The organism is Pseudomonas sp. HP_01 (assembly GCF_055284355.1).
The window spans coordinates 178,207-194,552 of the sequence record NZ_JBTOPV010000056.1 but is presented as its reverse complement, the minus strand read 5'-3'; the positions used below and the strand labels follow the sequence as shown (position 1 = coordinate 194,552).

Here is a 16,346-nt window from a genome sequence, read left to right as displayed (position 1 = left end):
GAATCTTAGAAGCGGAACACTTCCAGATCGGTGCGGATCGGTGATGCCATCGGGATCTTCGGCTTGTCCTGATCAGTCCGGGTTTTTGCCGGGGCTGCGGCCTTCTTGGGCACGTCCGCCACATACGGCTGGCTGGCGATGGGCTTGACCGCGACGCTCAGCTTGTCCGCCAGGCGCTGCAGCAGAACTCCCTGAGCCTTGACCTGGGCAGCTGAAGAACCTGCATGGGGCTCTTCCAGGTGAACCAGCTTGCTGTCGCGCACATTGCCTCGGCGGTCGAGCAAGCGCCACTGGGCATCCAGAACCGCCGGCTGCTTCTCGCCTGAGTCCAGGCGGGTGATGGACAGCACCACCTGGACATCCGGCGTGAAGCTGGCTGCAGCAGGCGCCATGACCACGCGTTGACTGTCGAGCTTCCACGCCAGTTGGCGCAGAAGCAGTTGATCGATATCGGCAGACAGGCTGCCAGCCCAGCGACCGTCGGTGGACGCCTTGAGGCTGCCGTCCGGCTGGCGCTGCAATAATGTTTCACGTTGCAGATAGTCAGCAATTGCCACAGGGCCCAGCAGAACTGCGACCCCGCCGGTGTGCTTCGGTTGCCCAGGATCGCCGCTGTCCAGCTGATAGAGCGACGTGGGCTGATGAACGCTGCAACCGGCCAAACCCAGAACGCCGGTCAACAACAGAACACAGGGAACACGTAGAAAATTCATCATCCCGTCCAAGTGAGCGCCGTGTAATGCGCTCACGCTGTTAAATACTTTGAAAACATGAAGGCATTCCGCCATAGCGGCGCCAGAGGACGTCATATCATCCGTGAATATGCGCGTTGACTCCAGCGATTCTGCGTCGCTCTCATGACGAAACGAAGAGCGACTGCCGAACCAACCGCTTTAGCCAGCGGTTTCCACCAAGAGTGCATCGACGCGCTGGAATCCACGTGGCAGCTTGTTGCCCCGTCGTCCGCGCTCACCTTTGTAGTGCTCCAGGTCGTCAGGCTTGAGCGACAGATTGCGCTTGCCTGCCTGCAGCACCAGCGTGGCGCCGTCCGGGACAACGGCCAGGTCGGTCACGTACTCTTCTCGACTGGCAACGCGGTCTCCCGGAATGCCGATGATCTTGTTGCCTTTGCCCTTGCCCAACTGCGGCAGATCGCTGATTTTGAACACCAGCAAACGGCCTTCGGTGGTCACGGCGGCGAGCCAGTTGTGCTCACGGTCCGGCACCGGACGCGGCAGGATCACCTTGGCTCCGGCCGGCAAGCTCAACAGGGCCTTGCCCGCCTTGTTCTTGGCCTGCAGGTCTTCACCCTTGACCACAAAACCGTAACCGGCATCGGAGGCGATCACGTACAGCGCGTCATCTTCGGGCAACAGCACGCATTCGAAAGTCGCACCGGGCGGCGGCGTCAGACGACCGGTCAGCGGTTCGCCCTGGCCACGAGCCGATGGCAAGGTGTGCGACGGCACCGAATAACTGCGACCGGTGGAGTCGATAAACACCGCAAACTGGTTGGAACGACCCGGCGCCAGGGCCTTGAAGCCATCCCCGGCCTTATAAGAGAGCCCGGTGGCGTCGATTTCATGACCTTTGGCGGAGCGAACCCAGCCTTTTTCCGACAGCACGACCGTCACTTTCTCGTTCGGCAGCAGATCGTGTTCGGTCAGGGCTTTGGCTTCGGTACGCTCGACGATAGGCGAACGACGGTCGTCGCCATAGGTTTCGGCATCCTTGATCAGCTCGGTGCGTACCAGTTTCTTCAGCTTGGCCTCGCTGCCCAACAGGGCTTGCAGCTTGGCTTGTTCCTTGAGCAATTCATCCTGCTCGGCCCGCAACTTCATTTCTTCCAGTCGCGCCAACTGACGCAAACGGGTGTCGAGAATGTAATCGGCCTGGATTTCGCTCAGGGCGAAACGGGCGATCAGCGCGGCTTTCGGATGTTCCTCGGTGCGGATGATGTGAATCACTTCATCCAGGTTGAGGTAAGCGATCAACAAACCATCCAACAGGTGCAAGCGACGCTCAACCTTGTCGAGGCGAAATTGCAGGCGACGACGCACGGTCTGTACCCGGAACGCCAACCACTCGACCAACAATGCGCGCAGGTTTTTCAACTGCGGCTTGCCGTCCAGGCCAATGATGTTGATGTTGACCCTGTAGCTGGACTCCAGCTCGGTGGTCGCGAACAGGTGCTGCATCAGCGCATCGTGGTCGAAATTCTTGCGGGCGCCCGGGATGATCACGATCCGGCACGGGTTTTCGTGGTCGGATTCGTCACGCAGGTCAGCGATCTGCGGCGCTTTGGACGGCTTGGCCTGCATCATCGCCGCGATCTGCTCCAGCACCTTGGCACCGGACACCTGATGCGGCAGCGCGGTGACGATGATGTCGCCGTCTTCGATGTGGTATACGGCGCGCATACGCACCGAGCCTTTGCCGGTTTCGTACATTTTCAGCAGGTCGGCGCGGGGCGTGATGATTTCCGCTTCGGTCGGGTAGTCCGGGCCCTGAATGTGCTCACACAGCTGCTCGACCGTTGCTTTGGGCTCATCGAGCAAACGAACGCAGGCTGTGGCGACTTCGCGCAGGTTGTGCGGCGGTACGTCGGTGGCCATGCCGACAGCGATGCCGGTGGTGCCGTTGAGCAGAATGTTCGGCAAACGCGCCGGCAACACCAGCGGCTCATCGAGGGTGCCGTCGAAGTTCGGCCCCCAATCCGCTGTGCCCTGGCCCAATTCACTGAGCAGCACTTCGGAGTAACGGGACAAACGCGCTTCGGTATAACGCATGGCGGCGAACGACTTGGGATCGTCCGGCGCACCCCAGTTGCCCTGACCGTCGACCAGTGTGTAGCGATAGCTGAAGGGTTGCGCCATCAGCACCATGGCTTCGTAGCAGGCCGAGTCGCCGTGGGGGTGAAACTTGCCGAGCACGTCACCGACGGTACGCGCCGATTTCTTGTGCTTGGCGTCGGCATCCAGGCCCAGTTCGCTCATCGCATAGATGATGCGTCGCTGCACGGGCTTCAGGCCATCGCCGATGTGCGGCAACGCCCGGTCCATGATCACGTACATGGAGTAGTTGAGATAGGCCTGTTCGGTGAAGTCAGCCAGCGATCGGCGTTCTACGCCATCCAGGCTGAGGTCAAGGGAGTCGCTCATGCGGGCCTCATCATTTTGTCGTCTGGCGCAGCAGCAATGTGCCGCCGCGCTGTGTGAATTCGAGTTGTTTCACGGCGCTCATGCCCAGCAGCACCTGTTCACCATCCAGACCGGGCACCACCAGGGCGCGCACGTTGTTCAGGACGATGTCGCCAATCTGCAACCGTTGCAGCGTGGTCCGGAACGCGTCGGTGCGTCCGTTGGCCGTGCTCACCTGAACGCGCTCGCCGCGCTCAAGGCGCAGCGCCTGCGCGACGCTCTCCGGCACGGCGACGTTGGTCGCGCCGGTGTCGAGCATGAACTGTACGGGGCGGGTATTTATCTGCCCGCTCATGACGAAATGGCCGTCACGATTGCTCGCCAGAGTCACCTCGACATAGCCGTCTCCATGTTCGGAAGCGACGATGGTATTCGGATTTTCCTGACGCTGCTCCCACTCGCCAAAAAACCGCGTCGCCAGAAACAGCGCCGCCGCCCAGGCGATGATCAGCATCACCCGCCCGGCGCGCTTGCCGGGAGGTGCCTGGGTCAAGGCTTGCCGCTCCAGCCGCCCTCGGGCGCGGCAAAGCGCCAGACGACGGGACGTTTTTCGCCATCGGCGCGGACACCGAAATTGTTGTCCGTGCCGACCCAAGCGCCTTTGTCGTCGACGATCAGGGCTTCGGTCAGGCCGTATTTCTGGTCATACAGCCGGTTCGGCTGAAGCGCCTCTTTGGCGAACGACCAGCAGGTTTCCAGCTGACCTGTGGCCAGCGTGCGCCGGCAGATTCGGTAGGCTGCGCGCTCCAGTGTGAACAGCTTGCCCTTGTACAGCGAGATGTCGGAAAAGTCCTTGGAGACCGCCTTGCCACCCAGCTCGGGCGGCAAAATATCGTTGCCGGACTCGACTCGCAGGATGCAGCTAGCGTCACAGGCCCAGCCGTTCTTGCCGAGCTTTGCGGTCAGCAGGCCGCGCTTGTCACGCTCGGCGGCAAGCCATAGTTGATCGCCTGCCGGGTTGACCGCGATGCCTTCGAAAATGGCATTGAAATGCTGCAGCATCCCGGCCGACTGCGCCTCCTCAACGACTTTTTTGGGCAGCTCCAGCCAGACCGGCGCGCCTTCGACCGGCACTTTCAGCACCGCGGCGTAGGCTTCGCTGACGAGGTAACGGTTGCCCGCCGCGTCGCAACTCACGCCTTCAAAATCCAGGTCGCCGCCGCGAATCAGCGCCGACGCCTTGGCCATTCCACGCAGGGTCGCAGACAGACCGCTGTCCGGAATCGGCGGGATTTCCAGCGTCTGCGCCTTGGCTTTCCAAACCGTTGCCGATGTGTCGAGACTGTAAAGCAGGGTGTCGTCGCGGTCCGAAACGGTCCACAGCACGCCGTTGCAGGACGCCAGTCCGGACAGGTTGCCGCCGATCATGTCGTCGACGGCATGCTCCGACAGCAGCTTGAGCTCGGGCAACGGCGCGGCGAAAACGGGCGTGGCGATCAATAACAGCGCTGCAAACCAGCCCCGCATCAGACCAGCACCTCGGCCAGGTTGCCTTTGGATTCAAGCCAGCTCTTGCGGTCGCCCGCGCGTTTCTTGGCCAGCAGCATGTCCATCATTTCCGACGTGGCTTCAAAATCATCCAGAGTCAGCTGCACCAGTCGGCGGGTGTTCGGGTCCATGGTGGTTTCGCGCAGTTGCGGCGGGTTCATTTCACCCAGGCCTTTGAATCGGGTGACCTGTGGCTTGCCGCGTTTCTTCTCGGCCACGAGCCGGTCGAGAATGCCGTCGCGCTCGGCTTCGTCCAAGGCGTAATAAATGTCTTTGCCCAGGTCAATACGGTACAGCGGCGGCATGGCGACGTAGACGTGACCGGCATCCACCAGCGGGCGGAAATGCTGAACGAACAAGGCGCACAGCAGCGTGGCGATGTGCAGACCGTCGGAGTCGGCGTCGGCCAGGATGCAGATTTTGCCGTAGCGCAGCTGGCTCATGTCCGCAGCGCCCGGATCAACCCCGATGGCCACCGCAATGTTATGCACCTCCTGGCTGGCGAGTACTTCGCCGCCGTCGACTTCCCAGGTGTTCAGGATCTTTCCGCGCAACGGCAGGATGGCCTGGAACTCCTTGTCCCGCGCCTGTTTGGCGGAGCCGCCCGCCGAGTCACCCTCGACCAGAAACAGCTCGGAGCGCATCGGGTCCTGACCCGCGCAATCCGCCAGTTTGCCCGGCAGTGCCGGACCTGACGTGATGCGTTTGCGCTCGACCTTTTTGCTGGCCTTGAGACGACGGCCGGCGTTGCTGATCGCCAGTTCGGCCAGTTGCATGCCCATTTCAGGGTGCGCATTGAGCCACAGGCTGAAGGCATCCTTGACCACACCGGAGACGAACGCTGCCGCCTCACGGGACGACAGCCGCTCTTTGGTCTGGCCGGAGAACTGTGGCTCCTGCATCTTCATCGACAGCACGAAAGCGATGCGCTCCCAGACGTCTTCGGGCGCCAGCTTCACGCCGCGCGGCAGCAAGTTACGGAACTCGCAGAAGTCACGCATCGCGTCCAGCAGGCCCTGGCGCAGGCCATTGACGTGGGTACCGCCCTGGGCGGTCGGAATCAGGTTGACGTAACTTTCCTGAACGCTGTCGCCGCCCTCGGGCAACCACAGCAGCGCCCAGTCGACGGCCTCTTTGTTGCCTGCGAACACGCCGCAAAACGGCTCGTCGGGCAGGCGCAGAAAGTCAGACACCGAATCCTGCAGGTACGAGCGCAGACCGTCCTCGTAGTGCCACTCGACTTTCTCGCCGGTGCCTTTGTCCTCGAAGCTGACCAGCAGGCCCGGGCACAGAACGGCCTTGGCCTTGAGCACGTGCTTGAGACGGCTGACGGAGAATTTCGGGGTGTCGAAGTATTTGGGGTCCGGCGCGAAATACACGCTGGTGCCGGTGTTGCGTTTGCCGACGGTGCCAATCACCGCCAGTTCGCTGGCTTTGTAGCCATCGGCAAAGGTCATTTCGTATTCGTTGCCATCGCGCTTGACCCGTACCCGTACCTGGGTCGAGAGCGCGTTGACCACGGAGATCCCGACGCCGTGCAGGCCGCCGGAGAACTGGTAGTTCTTGTTGGAGAACTTGCCGCCGGCGTGAAGTTTGGTGAGGATCAGTTCGACGCCGGACACGCCCTCTTCCGGGTGGATGTCCACGGGCATGCCGCGGCCATCGTCCGACACTTCCAGCGAGTTGTCGGCGTGCAGAATGACCTGGACGGATCGGGCGTGGCCGGCCAGCGCTTCGTCGACGCTGTTGTCGATGACTTCCTGCGCCAGGTGGTTGGGGCGTGAGGTGTCGGTGTACATGCCCGGCCGTTTGCGGACCGGGTCGAGGCCCGAGAGGACTTCGATGGCGTCTGCGTTATAAGAGCTAGCGCTGGGATTGGCCATGGGGTCTCGTCATCAAGTCGTTCATGAAATTTCGGAGTAGCACTGTTTTACAAGACTGTTCTACACATTTGTTGCAGCGATGGCTCGGGTCAGAGCCCGCTCAGATCGACGCCCTGAAGCAATGCGGGCGCGAACCCGGCGAAGCTCAACAGCGCTGGCATCTTTGCAGCGAAACCCTGAAACCCGTGATCGCCGCCCGCTTCGATGCGCAATGCACAGGCCCGATAGAAGCTCTGGGCACGGCGGTAATCCAGCGTCTCGTCGCCCGTTTGCAGCCACACCTGAATCCGCTGCGGATCCTGTGGAGCAGGCACTTCCAGCTCGGCCAGCGCCGTCACGTGGTCGTGCGTCAGCTCCCAGCTCTCGCCGGTATAAAGGTTCTGTTGGGTGCCGAGAAAGCCATCGAAGAGCTGGTGCGGATTGACCGCCGGGTTGATCAGCACAGCCTTGAGGCCATGGCGCTCAGCCAAGTGAGTCGCATAGTAGCCGCCGAGCGAGCTGCCGACCAGCAGCGGCCGACCGAGCTCCTCGATCGCGCCCTCCAACTGCGCCAGCGCCTGCCGCGGATGATGATGCAGCTCTGGCACGCGCAGATATTCGCTCAAACCCATACGCGCCATCAGCGTCGTCAACTGCGTGGCCTTCTGCGACCTGGCCGAGCTGTTCAGGCCATGAATATAAAGAAGCGTCGATTGATGCTCGTTCACTCAGTTGCCTCCCAAACGGCAATCGATACATCCCGGACGGGCTGGCCTGTCGGCACTCATCCGGGCAAAGCCACGCAGTTTACAGGGTCAAGTGCGCGAAGACTTGCTTGCCGATGAATCGCGGCAAATTGAGGAAATGTCTTTCAGTAGCCCGCGCCATTGATGTCGACGTCGAACAGGTCGGGGTCGATGCGCGAAACACCGGTTTCGATCCGGCCGTCATCGTGCAGACGCAGCCAGCGATAGCCGGGCGCAAGGTCATCAAGGCCGAAGTCCACGCTGTTCGGTGCAAACTGGATGCAGGTTGAAGGCGAAGCCATTAGCCGCACGCCGTCGCGAAGCTGATCGAATTCCTGATGCACATGGCCCCAGAGCAATGCACGCACCTGGGGAAAACGCTCCAGCACAGCGAACAGCGCCTCGGGATTACGCAAACCGATGGGCTCCATCCATGCCGCGCCGATGGGCACCGGATGATGGTGCAGACACACCAGATGATGCCGCTCCGGCGCTTCGCTCAAGGCCTGGGCGAGCAACTGAAGCTGGCCGTCTTGCAGATAACCGGGGACCGACCCGGCAACAGCGGAATCGAGCATCGTGATCCGCCAGTGGCCGACGTCGACGACAGGCTCCAGAAAGTCGCTGTTCTGCGCAGCAATCGCCATCTCTCTCAGCTCGTCGTGATTCCCCGGAATCCAGCGCGCGGGCGCATTCAGGCGGTCACTCGCGTCGCGGAACGCCTGATACGACTCGACCGAGCCGTCCTGAGACAAGTCGCCCGTTGCCAGCACCAGATCGATCGCCGGCTGCTCGATGAGGACACGCTCGACCACCGCATCCAGACTGGCGCGCGTGGGCATGCCCAGCAGCGCGCCGTCCGCTTCGGCGAACAGATGACTGTCGGTCAGTTGAACGACCAACACGGATGAGGGATGAGAGGATGCGCTCGACAAAGGCCGTCTCCTTGGGCGGATGTGGCCGGATTATGGTGTGAGATCGGTGCGGCGGCAAACCTGGAAAGAGGGCTTGGTTCTCATCTGCGTGCAGAAGGTCCAGCCGCAGCGGCGCGCCGTCTCAGCGCACTGCCTCAAACTCATGCCCGCACGCCAGGCAATGGCTCAGCCATTCGCCCAGAAACACGTTGAGCTGGGCCTTTTCATCGGGCTGGTGCATGTCGGCATTGGGATAGGGATAGATACCCTGGAAGCGGCGTGCATGTTCGGCACCGATGACTTCGGCCATGCGCGCGTCGTGGTAGACCTGCACTTCCAGCACGGGCACCGGCAGCCACGGCAGGCTGTGTTCCTGACGCACTTGCAGCGTGGTGGTGTACGGGCAATCGAGGATGACCTCGACCGCCAGCACGCCCAGCATCTGGTCGCCCTGGGTTACGGCGACGCGGCGTGAGCGTTGTTGATTGCGCATATCGGGCAGCAAACGCATCAAGCGCGCGTAGTTCGCCTCGCAGGCGGCTTGCAGCCCGGCGAGGTCGACACGGTAGCGCTCGCGCAGAAGATTCACGACCATAGCCCCCTTACTTCGGCGCGATTGAGCGCCAGCCATTGCATTGCAATAATAGTTGCGGCGTTGACGATGCGCCCGTCCCTGACGGCTTGCATCGCGTCGTCGAATGACCAGACCGAAACCCGGATGTCCTCGGCTTCTTCCACCAGCCCGTGCAGCCCACCCGCTCCCTCGCTGTCGCATTTGCCCAGGTACAGATGCACGAATTCGTTGCTGCCGCCCGGCGATGGAAAGTATTTGGTGATCGGCCAAAGGGCGTTGAACGTCAGCCCAGCTTCCTCTTGTCCCTCGCGGTGAGCAACCTCCTCGGGCTCCTCTTTTTTATCGATCAGGCCGGCGACCATTTCAATCAGCCAGGGGTTTTCATGCTTGCCGATAACGCCGACGCGGAACTGCTCGATGAGCACGACTTCATCGCGTTTGGCATCGTAGGGCAGCACGCAGACCGCATCGTGGCGAACGAACAGTTCGCGCTTGATTTCCGGGCCCATGCCGCCCGCGAACAATTCGTGGCGCAACTGAAGACGGTCGAGCTGGTAAAACCCTTTAAAGCAGGTCTCACGGTGTTTAATTTCGTAATTCGTCGGCGTCGATCTGTTGCTATCCGTCATAGATTTCTCACTGCTTGAGCACTGTGTCCGGGCCCATCCTAACGCGCTGTGGTGCGGGATGCAGCCCTTTGAATTCGCAAAACCGGTCCCCGGGGTAGACGACCGCCGGGGAAAGCACTCTAATCCGCCCGATGGCGAACTGATTGCGCCACCCACAGTCGAAGGACGTTGCCGTTACCTCCACGTGACGCCCCCTTATGCCGATGCCAAGGATCAACATGTCTTTTCTGAAGATCATTTCACTGGCCTGCGTGGCCCTGATTTTGGGCGCCTGCCAAAGCCTGTTCCAACCCAATCTGCGCAGTCCGCTGACCGTTCAGCGCGACGCCTCCGAGCTGATCAAGCCCGGCTGCACCACCGATGATTGCCCGCTGGTAAACATCGACACCGTGCATTTCCCCGATGAGCCGAAACTTGACGAGATCGTTCAGCGCACGCTGCTGCAACTGACCCGCAGCGACAGCGATGGTCCGGTGCCGCCAACGCTGAAGGCCTATCAGGAGCAATACCTGAGCCGCGCACCAGCGCGCAACAGCAGCTACCTGCAGGCCAAAGTACGTGAGCAGCATGACGGAATCGTGGTCGTCGAGCTGTCCAGCTACGTTGATTCTGGCAGCGGCCAGGGCAATCCAGGCCGCGCGTTCATCAACTATTCGCGCCAGCAGCAGCGCGTGCTGACACTCGCGGACATGCTGGTCCCGGGTCAGGAAGCTGCATTCTGGGACAAGGCCCGCCTGGCTCATCAGGCCTGGCTGATCAGCAGCAAGCTGGACAAGGACACCGAGTTCCAGAACATGTGGCCTTTCAAGCAAACTTCCAACATTGCTCTGACGTACGGTGCGGTGATCCTCAAGTACCCGGTGACAACCATCGCCCCCTACGCCATGGGCCACATCGAGCTGAAGATCCCGTATCCGCAGTTGAACGGCATCGTCAAGCCTGAGCTGTTTCCGGGCCGGAGCTGATTGGTTGAACCTGGGCCGGCGCTCGAAAAGGCGCCGGCGTTATCTTGTAACACCCCTTCTTGCAAACGCCTCATTTAAATAACTCTTATACTTCGCCACTTCCTACATACACTTTCCCACCCGCAAACTAATACTTTAAACAGATACACTTCCCGACCTCGCCATTATTAAACTTCTTGTTTATTGACGCTATCCCGACTTAATCATTAAGTTCCACACTGAACTTTTTGGAACTGTCAGGGAGACGGGATGCGCTTATGGAATATCCTGCCGTCAAGGTTTGAGATTGAAGACCGGCTAAGAGATGAAATCAACAGTAGAGGCCAAGGTCACTTCAGAAGTTATCTGAATGAACACGCGCTTTCGGTCGAACTTGTATTGCGTCGTGTCGACAACATCAGAACTGCTTTTTACCGCGCCGAATTTGAAGCCAGCGCATTACTGCGAAAGCGATTCGCAGACCTCGACATATCCGAAGTGCTGTTTGATCTGATGGGCGTCGTCGGCGACATGGCCATGATCATTGTCGGCAGCGTCCTGGCCGGCGCCGCGATGGGTGCGGGGGTGGGCGCTCTGGCAGGTGGCGTAGGCGCGGGGCCCGGCGCATTCGCTGGCATGGCGATCGGGTTGCAAGCCAGCAGCTGGATTCTCGGCGTGCTTGGGCTGGCGTCGGTCGCCGAGTTTTTCGTACAAGGTCTGCCTGCGCTGCTGGACCACTACGTGCGCGGTATCGAGGTCGCTTGGGACGGGACCCGAGGCAACGATGGGCTAAACCCGATTTCACAGGACGACCCGTGGGTTGTCGATCAAGCGGCACACCACATCGCCCGCGGGCACACGGAAGTGGTAATCCTGCTGCTCGGCGCGGTGGTTGAGTATTTGACCCGAGGTCGCGGCGACATCGCGCTACTGGCTGGCCAAATGCGCGCCAGCAGAAAAGGCGCGCGGCTGGCGCAGTGGATGGTCAAGCATGAAGAGGGTCTTAAGGGGCGGCCTGACTTGCAGCCCGCCGGGGCTCGGGCAGGTGGCTCGACCACACCGGAGCCTAGGTCCGACAGCCATCGTGAAACCGATCGACCGGGCGGGAAGAAACCGCTGGGCATGCCGGAATACAAGGTGCCATGCTTTAACGCGAGCAACCTGCACTACAGCAAAATTCCCGAGTTCGACAGGCAGCTGGGTGGACAGGAAAAAGGGTTAAATGATTTGACGGTGGATGAGTATTTGCGGGGGCGGGAGGCGTTCAAAGCTGGGTATAAGGTTAGGGATCCGAGGGTGGCGAAGCAGGCTAGGCAAAAACTCGCTAAGACACTTTCCCGAGAGATGAGTCGGGAATTTCAAAAAACAGGAATTAGCTATCGTGAAGCTGTAAAACTGGCCAAACCGTGGTAGACCAGAAAATGGCCACACTGGCTGCTCTCCACAATCCAGACCTGTTCGCCGGAGGCAAGGATCTCATATCTGATTTTGGAGACAGATCCGTAAACGCCAGCATAGGAGCGCAGTGGCGTAAACGGATCGGAGGCCTCGATAAACTAGCAAAGGGAATCGCTACGCAGGACCTCGCCACGACCAAAATTAACGCTAGATTAGAACGCTGCAGATAGGGATGAATATGGAAGAATACTACGAGTATTTCCTCGAGACGTTGGGGCCAGCTATGGGGCGCAGAGAGGTGCCTCTCTCTTCGCTGAACAAATACGCAGATAAACTCCCCGAACAGCTATTGAAACAGTGGAGTGAATATGGCTGGAGTGGCTACGCCGAAGGGCTTTTCTGGACAGTCAATCCTGCGGAGTATCAGGAGATGATCCGCTCGTGGCTGGATGATTCAGGAATACCCGATTCGCACTTCTACAATGTGGTTGCCAGAAGTGCTTTTGGCGAACTGTATCTTTGGCATGAACACGCGGGGAATTGGCTGGAATTGAGCGCGCCTTATGCGCGGTTTCATGCAACTAAACCTGCCTTAGGACGACACTGCTTTAATGACGAAATAGCGCTTTTCTTTGCGACTCAGGACCGAGAGTCCAACGATCTGGAAGACCTTTTCGAACAAGCGTTAAAAACTCTCGGCCCGCTACAGCCCGATGAAATGTACGGTTTCGTCCCTGCCCTCGCACTCGGCGGCCCAGGCGATCTGAAGCATCTACAAAAGGTCAAAACCATCGAGCATCTTACTTTCCTGTCCCAGCTCGCACCGCTGACGGATTGGGGATTCCCGGACATCGACTCGCTTTGAGTCGCCGCCGCCACTGAGCCTGGTTATTCAGTTCCAGGCCCAGCCCGCTAAGTTAATGCCGCACATCGACCCCGAATGCAGGCGCCTGTCCGCGCGCCAATACCCACTGCAACACACCCGCCACAACCAGCGCTGGCAGCGTTGCGCCGATGTCCGGATACAGGTTCGCAAGCAGGTGATAGGTGCAGATCCCGCCGACCCACGCCAGTAACGTCATCCAGCGCAAGCCCGTCATCGCGATGCCGTGACGGCGGCGACGCAGGATGAAGTGATCCACTAGCACCACGCCGAACAGCGGTGCGAACACGGAAGCGATCATCAGCAGGAAGTTCTGGTACTGCGCCAGCGGCGCGAAGCAGGCGATCAGCGTGCAGATCACGCCAATGGCCAGCGCGAGGTGCTCGACTTTGGCCTTCAGCAGAAGGCCGCTCGACACGGCAGCGGAGTGAATGTCGGCGAACGCGTTTTCCGATTCGTCCAGCAGGATCAGCAGCAACGGAATGCCCATCCCCGCGCCAGCCAGCGCCAGCAACAGCGCATTGGCTTCACCACTCGGCGCGAAGGCCAGGGTGTACGCCACGCCAAGGGACATCAGCCAGAAATTGCCGATGAAGAAGCCCAGCGCGGTGCCGCCGAAGACACCAGCGGCGCGCTTGCCGAAGCGGGAATAGTCCGCAATCAGCGGCAGCCACGACAGCGGCATGGCGATGGCAATGTCGAAGCCGACGGCAAATGGCATCGAACCGTCGCCCGCGCGTGACCACAACGCAGTCAAGTCGGCCTTGCTGAAAAGGTTGAACGTCAGCCAGGCGCACGCCGCCAACAGCAGCCAGATGCCCCATTTGCGCAGGATTTGCCGGACGAAAGCCAAAGGACCACTCACCGCCAGCAGGGTCGCGAGGGCGCCGAAGACGATGGTCCAGAGCATCGGGCTGGCCCAGAGGCTGCCTTCGGAAAAAGCGCCGGCGCCCAACAGGCTGGCGGCGTCGCGCATGACGATGATTTCGAACGAGCCCCAGCCCACCAGTTGCAGCAGATTGAGAATCGCCGGAACGCCTGCGCCCTTGCTGCCGAGGCTGAGCTTGAGCGCCGCCATCGACGATAGCCCGGTGTCGCTGCCAATGACGCCAACGGCGGCGAGCAGCAATACGCCGACCAGCGTGCCGAGCAGGATCGCCAGCATCGAGCCGGACATGCCCAGTCCCGGCGCCAGCAATGCGCCGGTCTGCAGGACCATGAGGCCGATGCCGAGGGAAAACCACAGAGAGAAAAGATCGCGCCCACCAAACACCCGCTTGGCGGCGGGTACGGGGGCGTCGGGTGAATAGGTGCCGGGTGTGTTCACGTTTGTTGTCCCGAGGAAACTAATAGTTGATCGTTCCCACGCTCTGCGTGGGCACGCATACCTGGACGCTCTGCGTCCTGATTGACGCAGAGCGTCAGAGGCGGCATTACCACGCGGAGCGTGGGAACGATCGCCGCCCGCTTTTCCTTGCCGCTTGCCGCTTGCCGCTCACACTTTTTTATAAAGCTGACTGCCTTCCTGCCGGAACCGCTCGGCCTGCTCGCGCATGCCTTCCTCCACCGACACGTCCACCGCGCTGATCTTCTGGTTGGCGGCGTACTCGCGCACTTCCTGGGTGATCTTCATCGAGCAGAATTTCGGCCCGCACATGGAGCAGAAATGCGCGACCTTGGCCGAGTCTTTCGGCAGGGTCTCGTCGTGGTAGGCGCGCGCGGTGTCCGGGTCCAGCCCGAGGTTGAACTGGTCTTCCCAGCGGAATTCAAACCGTGCCTTGCTAAGGGCGTTGTCACGGATCTGCGCACCGGGATGTCCTTTCGCGAGGTCCGCTGCGTGGGCGGCGATCTTGTAGGTGATGATCCCGGTCTTGACGTCGTCCTTGTTTGGCAATCCCAAGTGTTCCTTGGGCGTGACGTAGCAGAGCATCGCGCAGCCGAACCAGCCGATCATGGCCGCGCCGATGCCCGACGTGATGTGGTCGTAACCCGGTGCGATGTCGGTGGTCAGTGGGCCAAGGGTGTAGAACGGCGCCTCGTCGCAGCACTCGAGCTGCTTGTCCATGTTCTCCTTGATCAACTGCATCGGCACGTGGCCCGGCCCCTCGATCATGCATTGCACGTCGTGTTTCCAGGCGATCTTGGTCAGTTCGCCGAGGGTCTCCAGCTCACCGAACTGCGCCTCGTCGTTGGCGTCGGCAATCGACCCCGGGCGCAGGCCGTCACCCAGGGAGAAGCTGACGTCATAGGCCTTCATGATTTCGCAGATGTCGTCGAAGTGGGTGTAGAGGAAGTTTTCCTGGTGATGGGCCAGGCACCACTTGGCCATGATCGAACCGCCACGGCTGACGATCCCGGTCACGCGCTTGGCGGTGAGCGGCACGTAACGCAGCAGCACACCGGCGTGAATGGTGAAATAGTCGACGCCCTGCTCCGCCTGCTCGATCAGCGTGTCGCGAAACAGCTCCCACGTCAGGTCTTCGGCGGCGCCACCGACCTTTTCCAGCGCTTGATAAATCGGCACGGTGCCGATGGGCACGGGCGAATTGCGGATGATCCACTCGCGGGTTTCATGAATGTGTTTACCGGTGGACAGGTCCATGACCGTGTCCGAGCCCCAGCGAATGCCCCACGTCAGCTTCGCCACTTCTTCTTCGATGGACGAGCCCAGCGCGCTGTTGCCGATATTGCCGTTGATCTTCACCAGAAAGTTGCGCCCGATGATCATCGGCTCGAGCTCAACGTGGTTGATGTTGGCGGGAATGATCGCGCGACCACGGGCGATTTCCTCGCGCACGAACTCAGGCGTGATCTCTTTCGGAATGCTCGCACCGAAGCTCTGGCCTGGGTGCTGCTGGGTGAGCAGGCCGGCGGCGCGGGCTTCCTGCAGCTTCATGTTTTCGCGGATGGCGACGTATTCCATCTCGGCGGTGATGATGCCCTGACGCGCGTAGTGCATCTGGCTGACGTTAGCCCCCGCCTTTGCCCGACGCGGATTGCGCACGTGGGCGAACCGCAGCCGGGTCAGCTCGGCATCGGCCAGACGCTGCTGGCCGAAGTTGGAGGTCAGCCCTGGGAGGCGCTCGGTGTCTGCGCGGGACTCGATCCATGCCGAACGCACGTCGGCCAGGCCTTTGCGCACGTCGATGATGACGTTGGGGTCGGTGTAAGGGCCGGAGGTGTCGTATACGCAGACCGGCGCGTTGATTTCGCCGCTGCTGTTTGTTCCAGAGAACCCTGTAGGCGTGACGTCCAGGCTGATCTCACGCATGGGCACACGGATGTCCGGACGCGAGCCCTGAACATAGATTTTCTGCGAGCGGGTAAAGGGTTGAACCGACCCCGAATCGACTTGGGCGGATTCACTCAGATTGGCGTTTTTTAGTGTTGTACTCATCACGGGCTCTCCAGACATCATCCAGCAGCGGAATGAATTGTCGGAGCTTGAGCCTGATGGACACGGACGGATGCACCCTGAGACGACATGGATGCTGAGAATCGAAGAGGCGCGGACTGTTCAGAAATTGAACAAAGACGACCCCGGACGACACTCAAGAGGACTCGCCGGGAGACGAGAAATCTTGTTCCCTACGCAGGCGCTAACCTGATCAGGTTCAACGGGATCCGGATTATCCGATCTCAGCCTCATATCAAGGCACCCCGACAAGAACGGCGTCAGTCTAGTCGCGGCGCAGGCCAAACGCCAAG

Annotated in this window: 15 protein-coding genes and 1 riboswitch; of the genes, 4 read left to right on the top strand and 11 right to left on the bottom strand. The window is 60.7% G+C overall.

Annotated elements, in window-relative coordinates; translation table 11 throughout:
- Nucleotides 1-5: 5 nt before the first annotated feature.
- The 9 genes from ACYAR8_RS22515 to ACYAR8_RS22475 form a co-directional block, all read right to left on the bottom strand.
- Complete coding sequence (locus ACYAR8_RS22515; RefSeq protein ID WP_074891448.1) at nucleotides 6-713, bottom strand: PqiC family protein; 708 nt, start codon at nucleotides 711-713, stop codon at nucleotides 6-8.
- Between the two features lie 180 nt (nucleotides 714-893).
- The gene (gene parC, locus ACYAR8_RS22510) at nucleotides 894-3,161 is read right to left on the bottom strand and encodes a DNA topoisomerase IV subunit A (protein ID WP_074891449.1); all 2,268 of its coding nucleotides are present in this window, start codon (nucleotides 3,159-3,161) and stop codon (nucleotides 894-896) included.
- Nucleotides 3,162-3,171: 10 nt separating this feature from the next.
- A complete protein-coding gene (locus ACYAR8_RS22505; RefSeq protein ID WP_463581121.1) occupies nucleotides 3,172-3,654 on the bottom strand; it encodes a retropepsin-like aspartic protease family protein in 483 nt (160 codons plus the stop codon).
- Nucleotides 3,655-3,689: 35 nt separating this feature from the next.
- Complete coding sequence (locus ACYAR8_RS22500; protein WP_463581105.1) at nucleotides 3,690-4,667, bottom strand: esterase-like activity of phytase family protein; 978 nt, start codon at nucleotides 4,665-4,667, stop codon at nucleotides 3,690-3,692.
- Nucleotides 4,667-6,571: a DNA topoisomerase IV subunit B gene (parE, locus tag ACYAR8_RS22495; RefSeq protein ID WP_463581104.1), complete on the bottom strand. Its 1,905-nt coding sequence runs from the start codon at nucleotides 6,569-6,571 to the stop codon at nucleotides 4,667-4,669. Before parE ends, ACYAR8_RS22500 begins: the two co-directional genes overlap by 1 nt.
- A gap of 89 nt (nucleotides 6,572-6,660) precedes the next feature.
- The gene (locus ACYAR8_RS22490; RefSeq protein ID WP_463581103.1) at nucleotides 6,661-7,278 is read right to left on the bottom strand and encodes a YqiA/YcfP family alpha/beta fold hydrolase; all 618 of its coding nucleotides are present in this window, start codon (nucleotides 7,276-7,278) and stop codon (nucleotides 6,661-6,663) included.
- Nucleotides 7,279-7,421: 143 nt separating this feature from the next.
- Complete coding sequence (gene cpdA, locus ACYAR8_RS22485; protein WP_463581102.1) at nucleotides 7,422-8,231, bottom strand: 3',5'-cyclic-AMP phosphodiesterase; 810 nt, start codon at nucleotides 8,229-8,231, stop codon at nucleotides 7,422-7,424.
- A gap of 121 nt (nucleotides 8,232-8,352) precedes the next feature.
- Nucleotides 8,353-8,805 carry a DUF1249 domain-containing protein gene (locus ACYAR8_RS22480; RefSeq protein ID WP_065987826.1) on the bottom strand — a complete coding sequence of 151 codons (453 nt, stop codon included), beginning with the start codon at nucleotides 8,803-8,805 and terminating at the stop codon, nucleotides 8,353-8,355.
- Nucleotides 8,796-9,413, bottom strand: coding sequence for an NUDIX domain-containing protein (locus ACYAR8_RS22475; protein ID WP_463581101.1), 618 nt, complete (start codon nucleotides 9,411-9,413; stop codon nucleotides 8,796-8,798). The genes ACYAR8_RS22480 and ACYAR8_RS22475 overlap by 10 nt, the downstream gene beginning before the upstream one ends.
- 218 nt (nucleotides 9,414-9,631) lie before the next feature.
- Between ACYAR8_RS22475 and ACYAR8_RS22470 the strand changes: the two genes are divergently transcribed.
- From ACYAR8_RS22470 to ACYAR8_RS22455, 4 genes are all read left to right on the top strand, one after another.
- Entirely contained in the window at nucleotides 9,632-10,378 is a 747-nt protein-coding gene (locus ACYAR8_RS22470) for an RsiV family protein (RefSeq protein ID WP_463581100.1), read from the top strand.
- Nucleotides 10,379-10,627: 249 nt separating this feature from the next.
- A complete protein-coding gene (locus ACYAR8_RS22465) occupies nucleotides 10,628-11,770 on the top strand; it encodes a DUF6861 domain-containing protein (protein ID WP_463581099.1) in 1,143 nt (380 codons plus the stop codon).
- A gap of 8 nt (nucleotides 11,771-11,778) precedes the next feature.
- Nucleotides 11,779-11,985: a polymorphic toxin type 15 domain-containing protein gene (locus tag ACYAR8_RS22460; RefSeq protein ID WP_463581098.1), complete on the top strand. Its 207-nt coding sequence runs from the start codon at nucleotides 11,779-11,781 to the stop codon at nucleotides 11,983-11,985.
- An 8-nt stretch (nucleotides 11,986-11,993) separates the two neighbouring features.
- On the top strand, nucleotides 11,994-12,620 hold the full coding sequence (locus ACYAR8_RS22455) for a GAD-like domain-containing protein (RefSeq protein ID WP_463581097.1): 627 nt from the start codon (nucleotides 11,994-11,996) through the stop codon (nucleotides 12,618-12,620).
- 52 nt (nucleotides 12,621-12,672) lie between these two features.
- Here ACYAR8_RS22455 and cytX read toward each other — a convergent pair whose 3' ends face one another.
- Nucleotides 12,673-13,965: a putative hydroxymethylpyrimidine transporter CytX gene (gene cytX / locus ACYAR8_RS22450; RefSeq protein WP_463581096.1), complete on the bottom strand. Its 1,293-nt coding sequence runs from the start codon at nucleotides 13,963-13,965 to the stop codon at nucleotides 12,673-12,675.
- A 168-nt stretch (nucleotides 13,966-14,133) separates the two neighbouring features.
- Entirely contained in the window at nucleotides 14,134-16,035 is a 1,902-nt protein-coding gene (gene thiC / locus ACYAR8_RS22445) for a phosphomethylpyrimidine synthase ThiC (RefSeq protein ID WP_463581095.1), read from the bottom strand.
- Between the two features lie 171 nt (nucleotides 16,036-16,206).
- A riboswitch (TPP riboswitch) is annotated at nucleotides 16,207-16,311 on the bottom strand.
- Nucleotides 16,312-16,346: the final 35 nt, after the last annotated feature.

Coding starts and splice junctions, on each gene's coding strand:
- ACYAR8_RS22515 (WP_074891448.1), bottom strand. CDS start 713: ATGAATTTTCTACGTGTTCCCTGTGTTCTGTTGTTGACCGGCGTTCTG.
- parC (WP_074891449.1), bottom strand. CDS start 3,161: ATGAGCGACTCCCTTGACCTCAGCCTGGATGGCGTAGAACGCCGATCG.
- ACYAR8_RS22505 (WP_463581121.1), bottom strand. CDS start 3,654: ATGCTGATCATCGCCTGGGCGGCGGCGCTGTTTCTGGCGACGCGGTTT.
- ACYAR8_RS22500 (WP_463581105.1), bottom strand. CDS start 4,667: ATGCGGGGCTGGTTTGCAGCGCTGTTATTGATCGCCACGCCCGTTTTC.
- parE (WP_463581104.1), bottom strand. CDS start 6,571: ATGGCCAATCCCAGCGCTAGCTCTTATAACGCAGACGCCATCGAAGTC.
- ACYAR8_RS22480 (WP_065987826.1), bottom strand. CDS start 8,805: ATGGTCGTGAATCTTCTGCGCGAGCGCTACCGTGTCGACCTCGCCGGG.
- ACYAR8_RS22475 (WP_463581101.1), bottom strand. CDS start 9,413: ATGACGGATAGCAACAGATCGACGCCGACGAATTACGAAATTAAACAC.
- ACYAR8_RS22470 (WP_463581100.1), top strand. CDS start 9,632: ATGTCTTTTCTGAAGATCATTTCACTGGCCTGCGTGGCCCTGATTTTG.
- ACYAR8_RS22465 (WP_463581099.1), top strand. CDS start 10,628: ATGCGCTTATGGAATATCCTGCCGTCAAGGTTTGAGATTGAAGACCGG.
- ACYAR8_RS22460 (WP_463581098.1), top strand. CDS start 11,779: ATGGCCACACTGGCTGCTCTCCACAATCCAGACCTGTTCGCCGGAGGC.
- ACYAR8_RS22455 (WP_463581097.1), top strand. CDS start 11,994: ATGGAAGAATACTACGAGTATTTCCTCGAGACGTTGGGGCCAGCTATG.
- thiC (WP_463581095.1), bottom strand. CDS start 16,035: ATGAGTACAACACTAAAAAACGCCAATCTGAGTGAATCCGCCCAAGTC.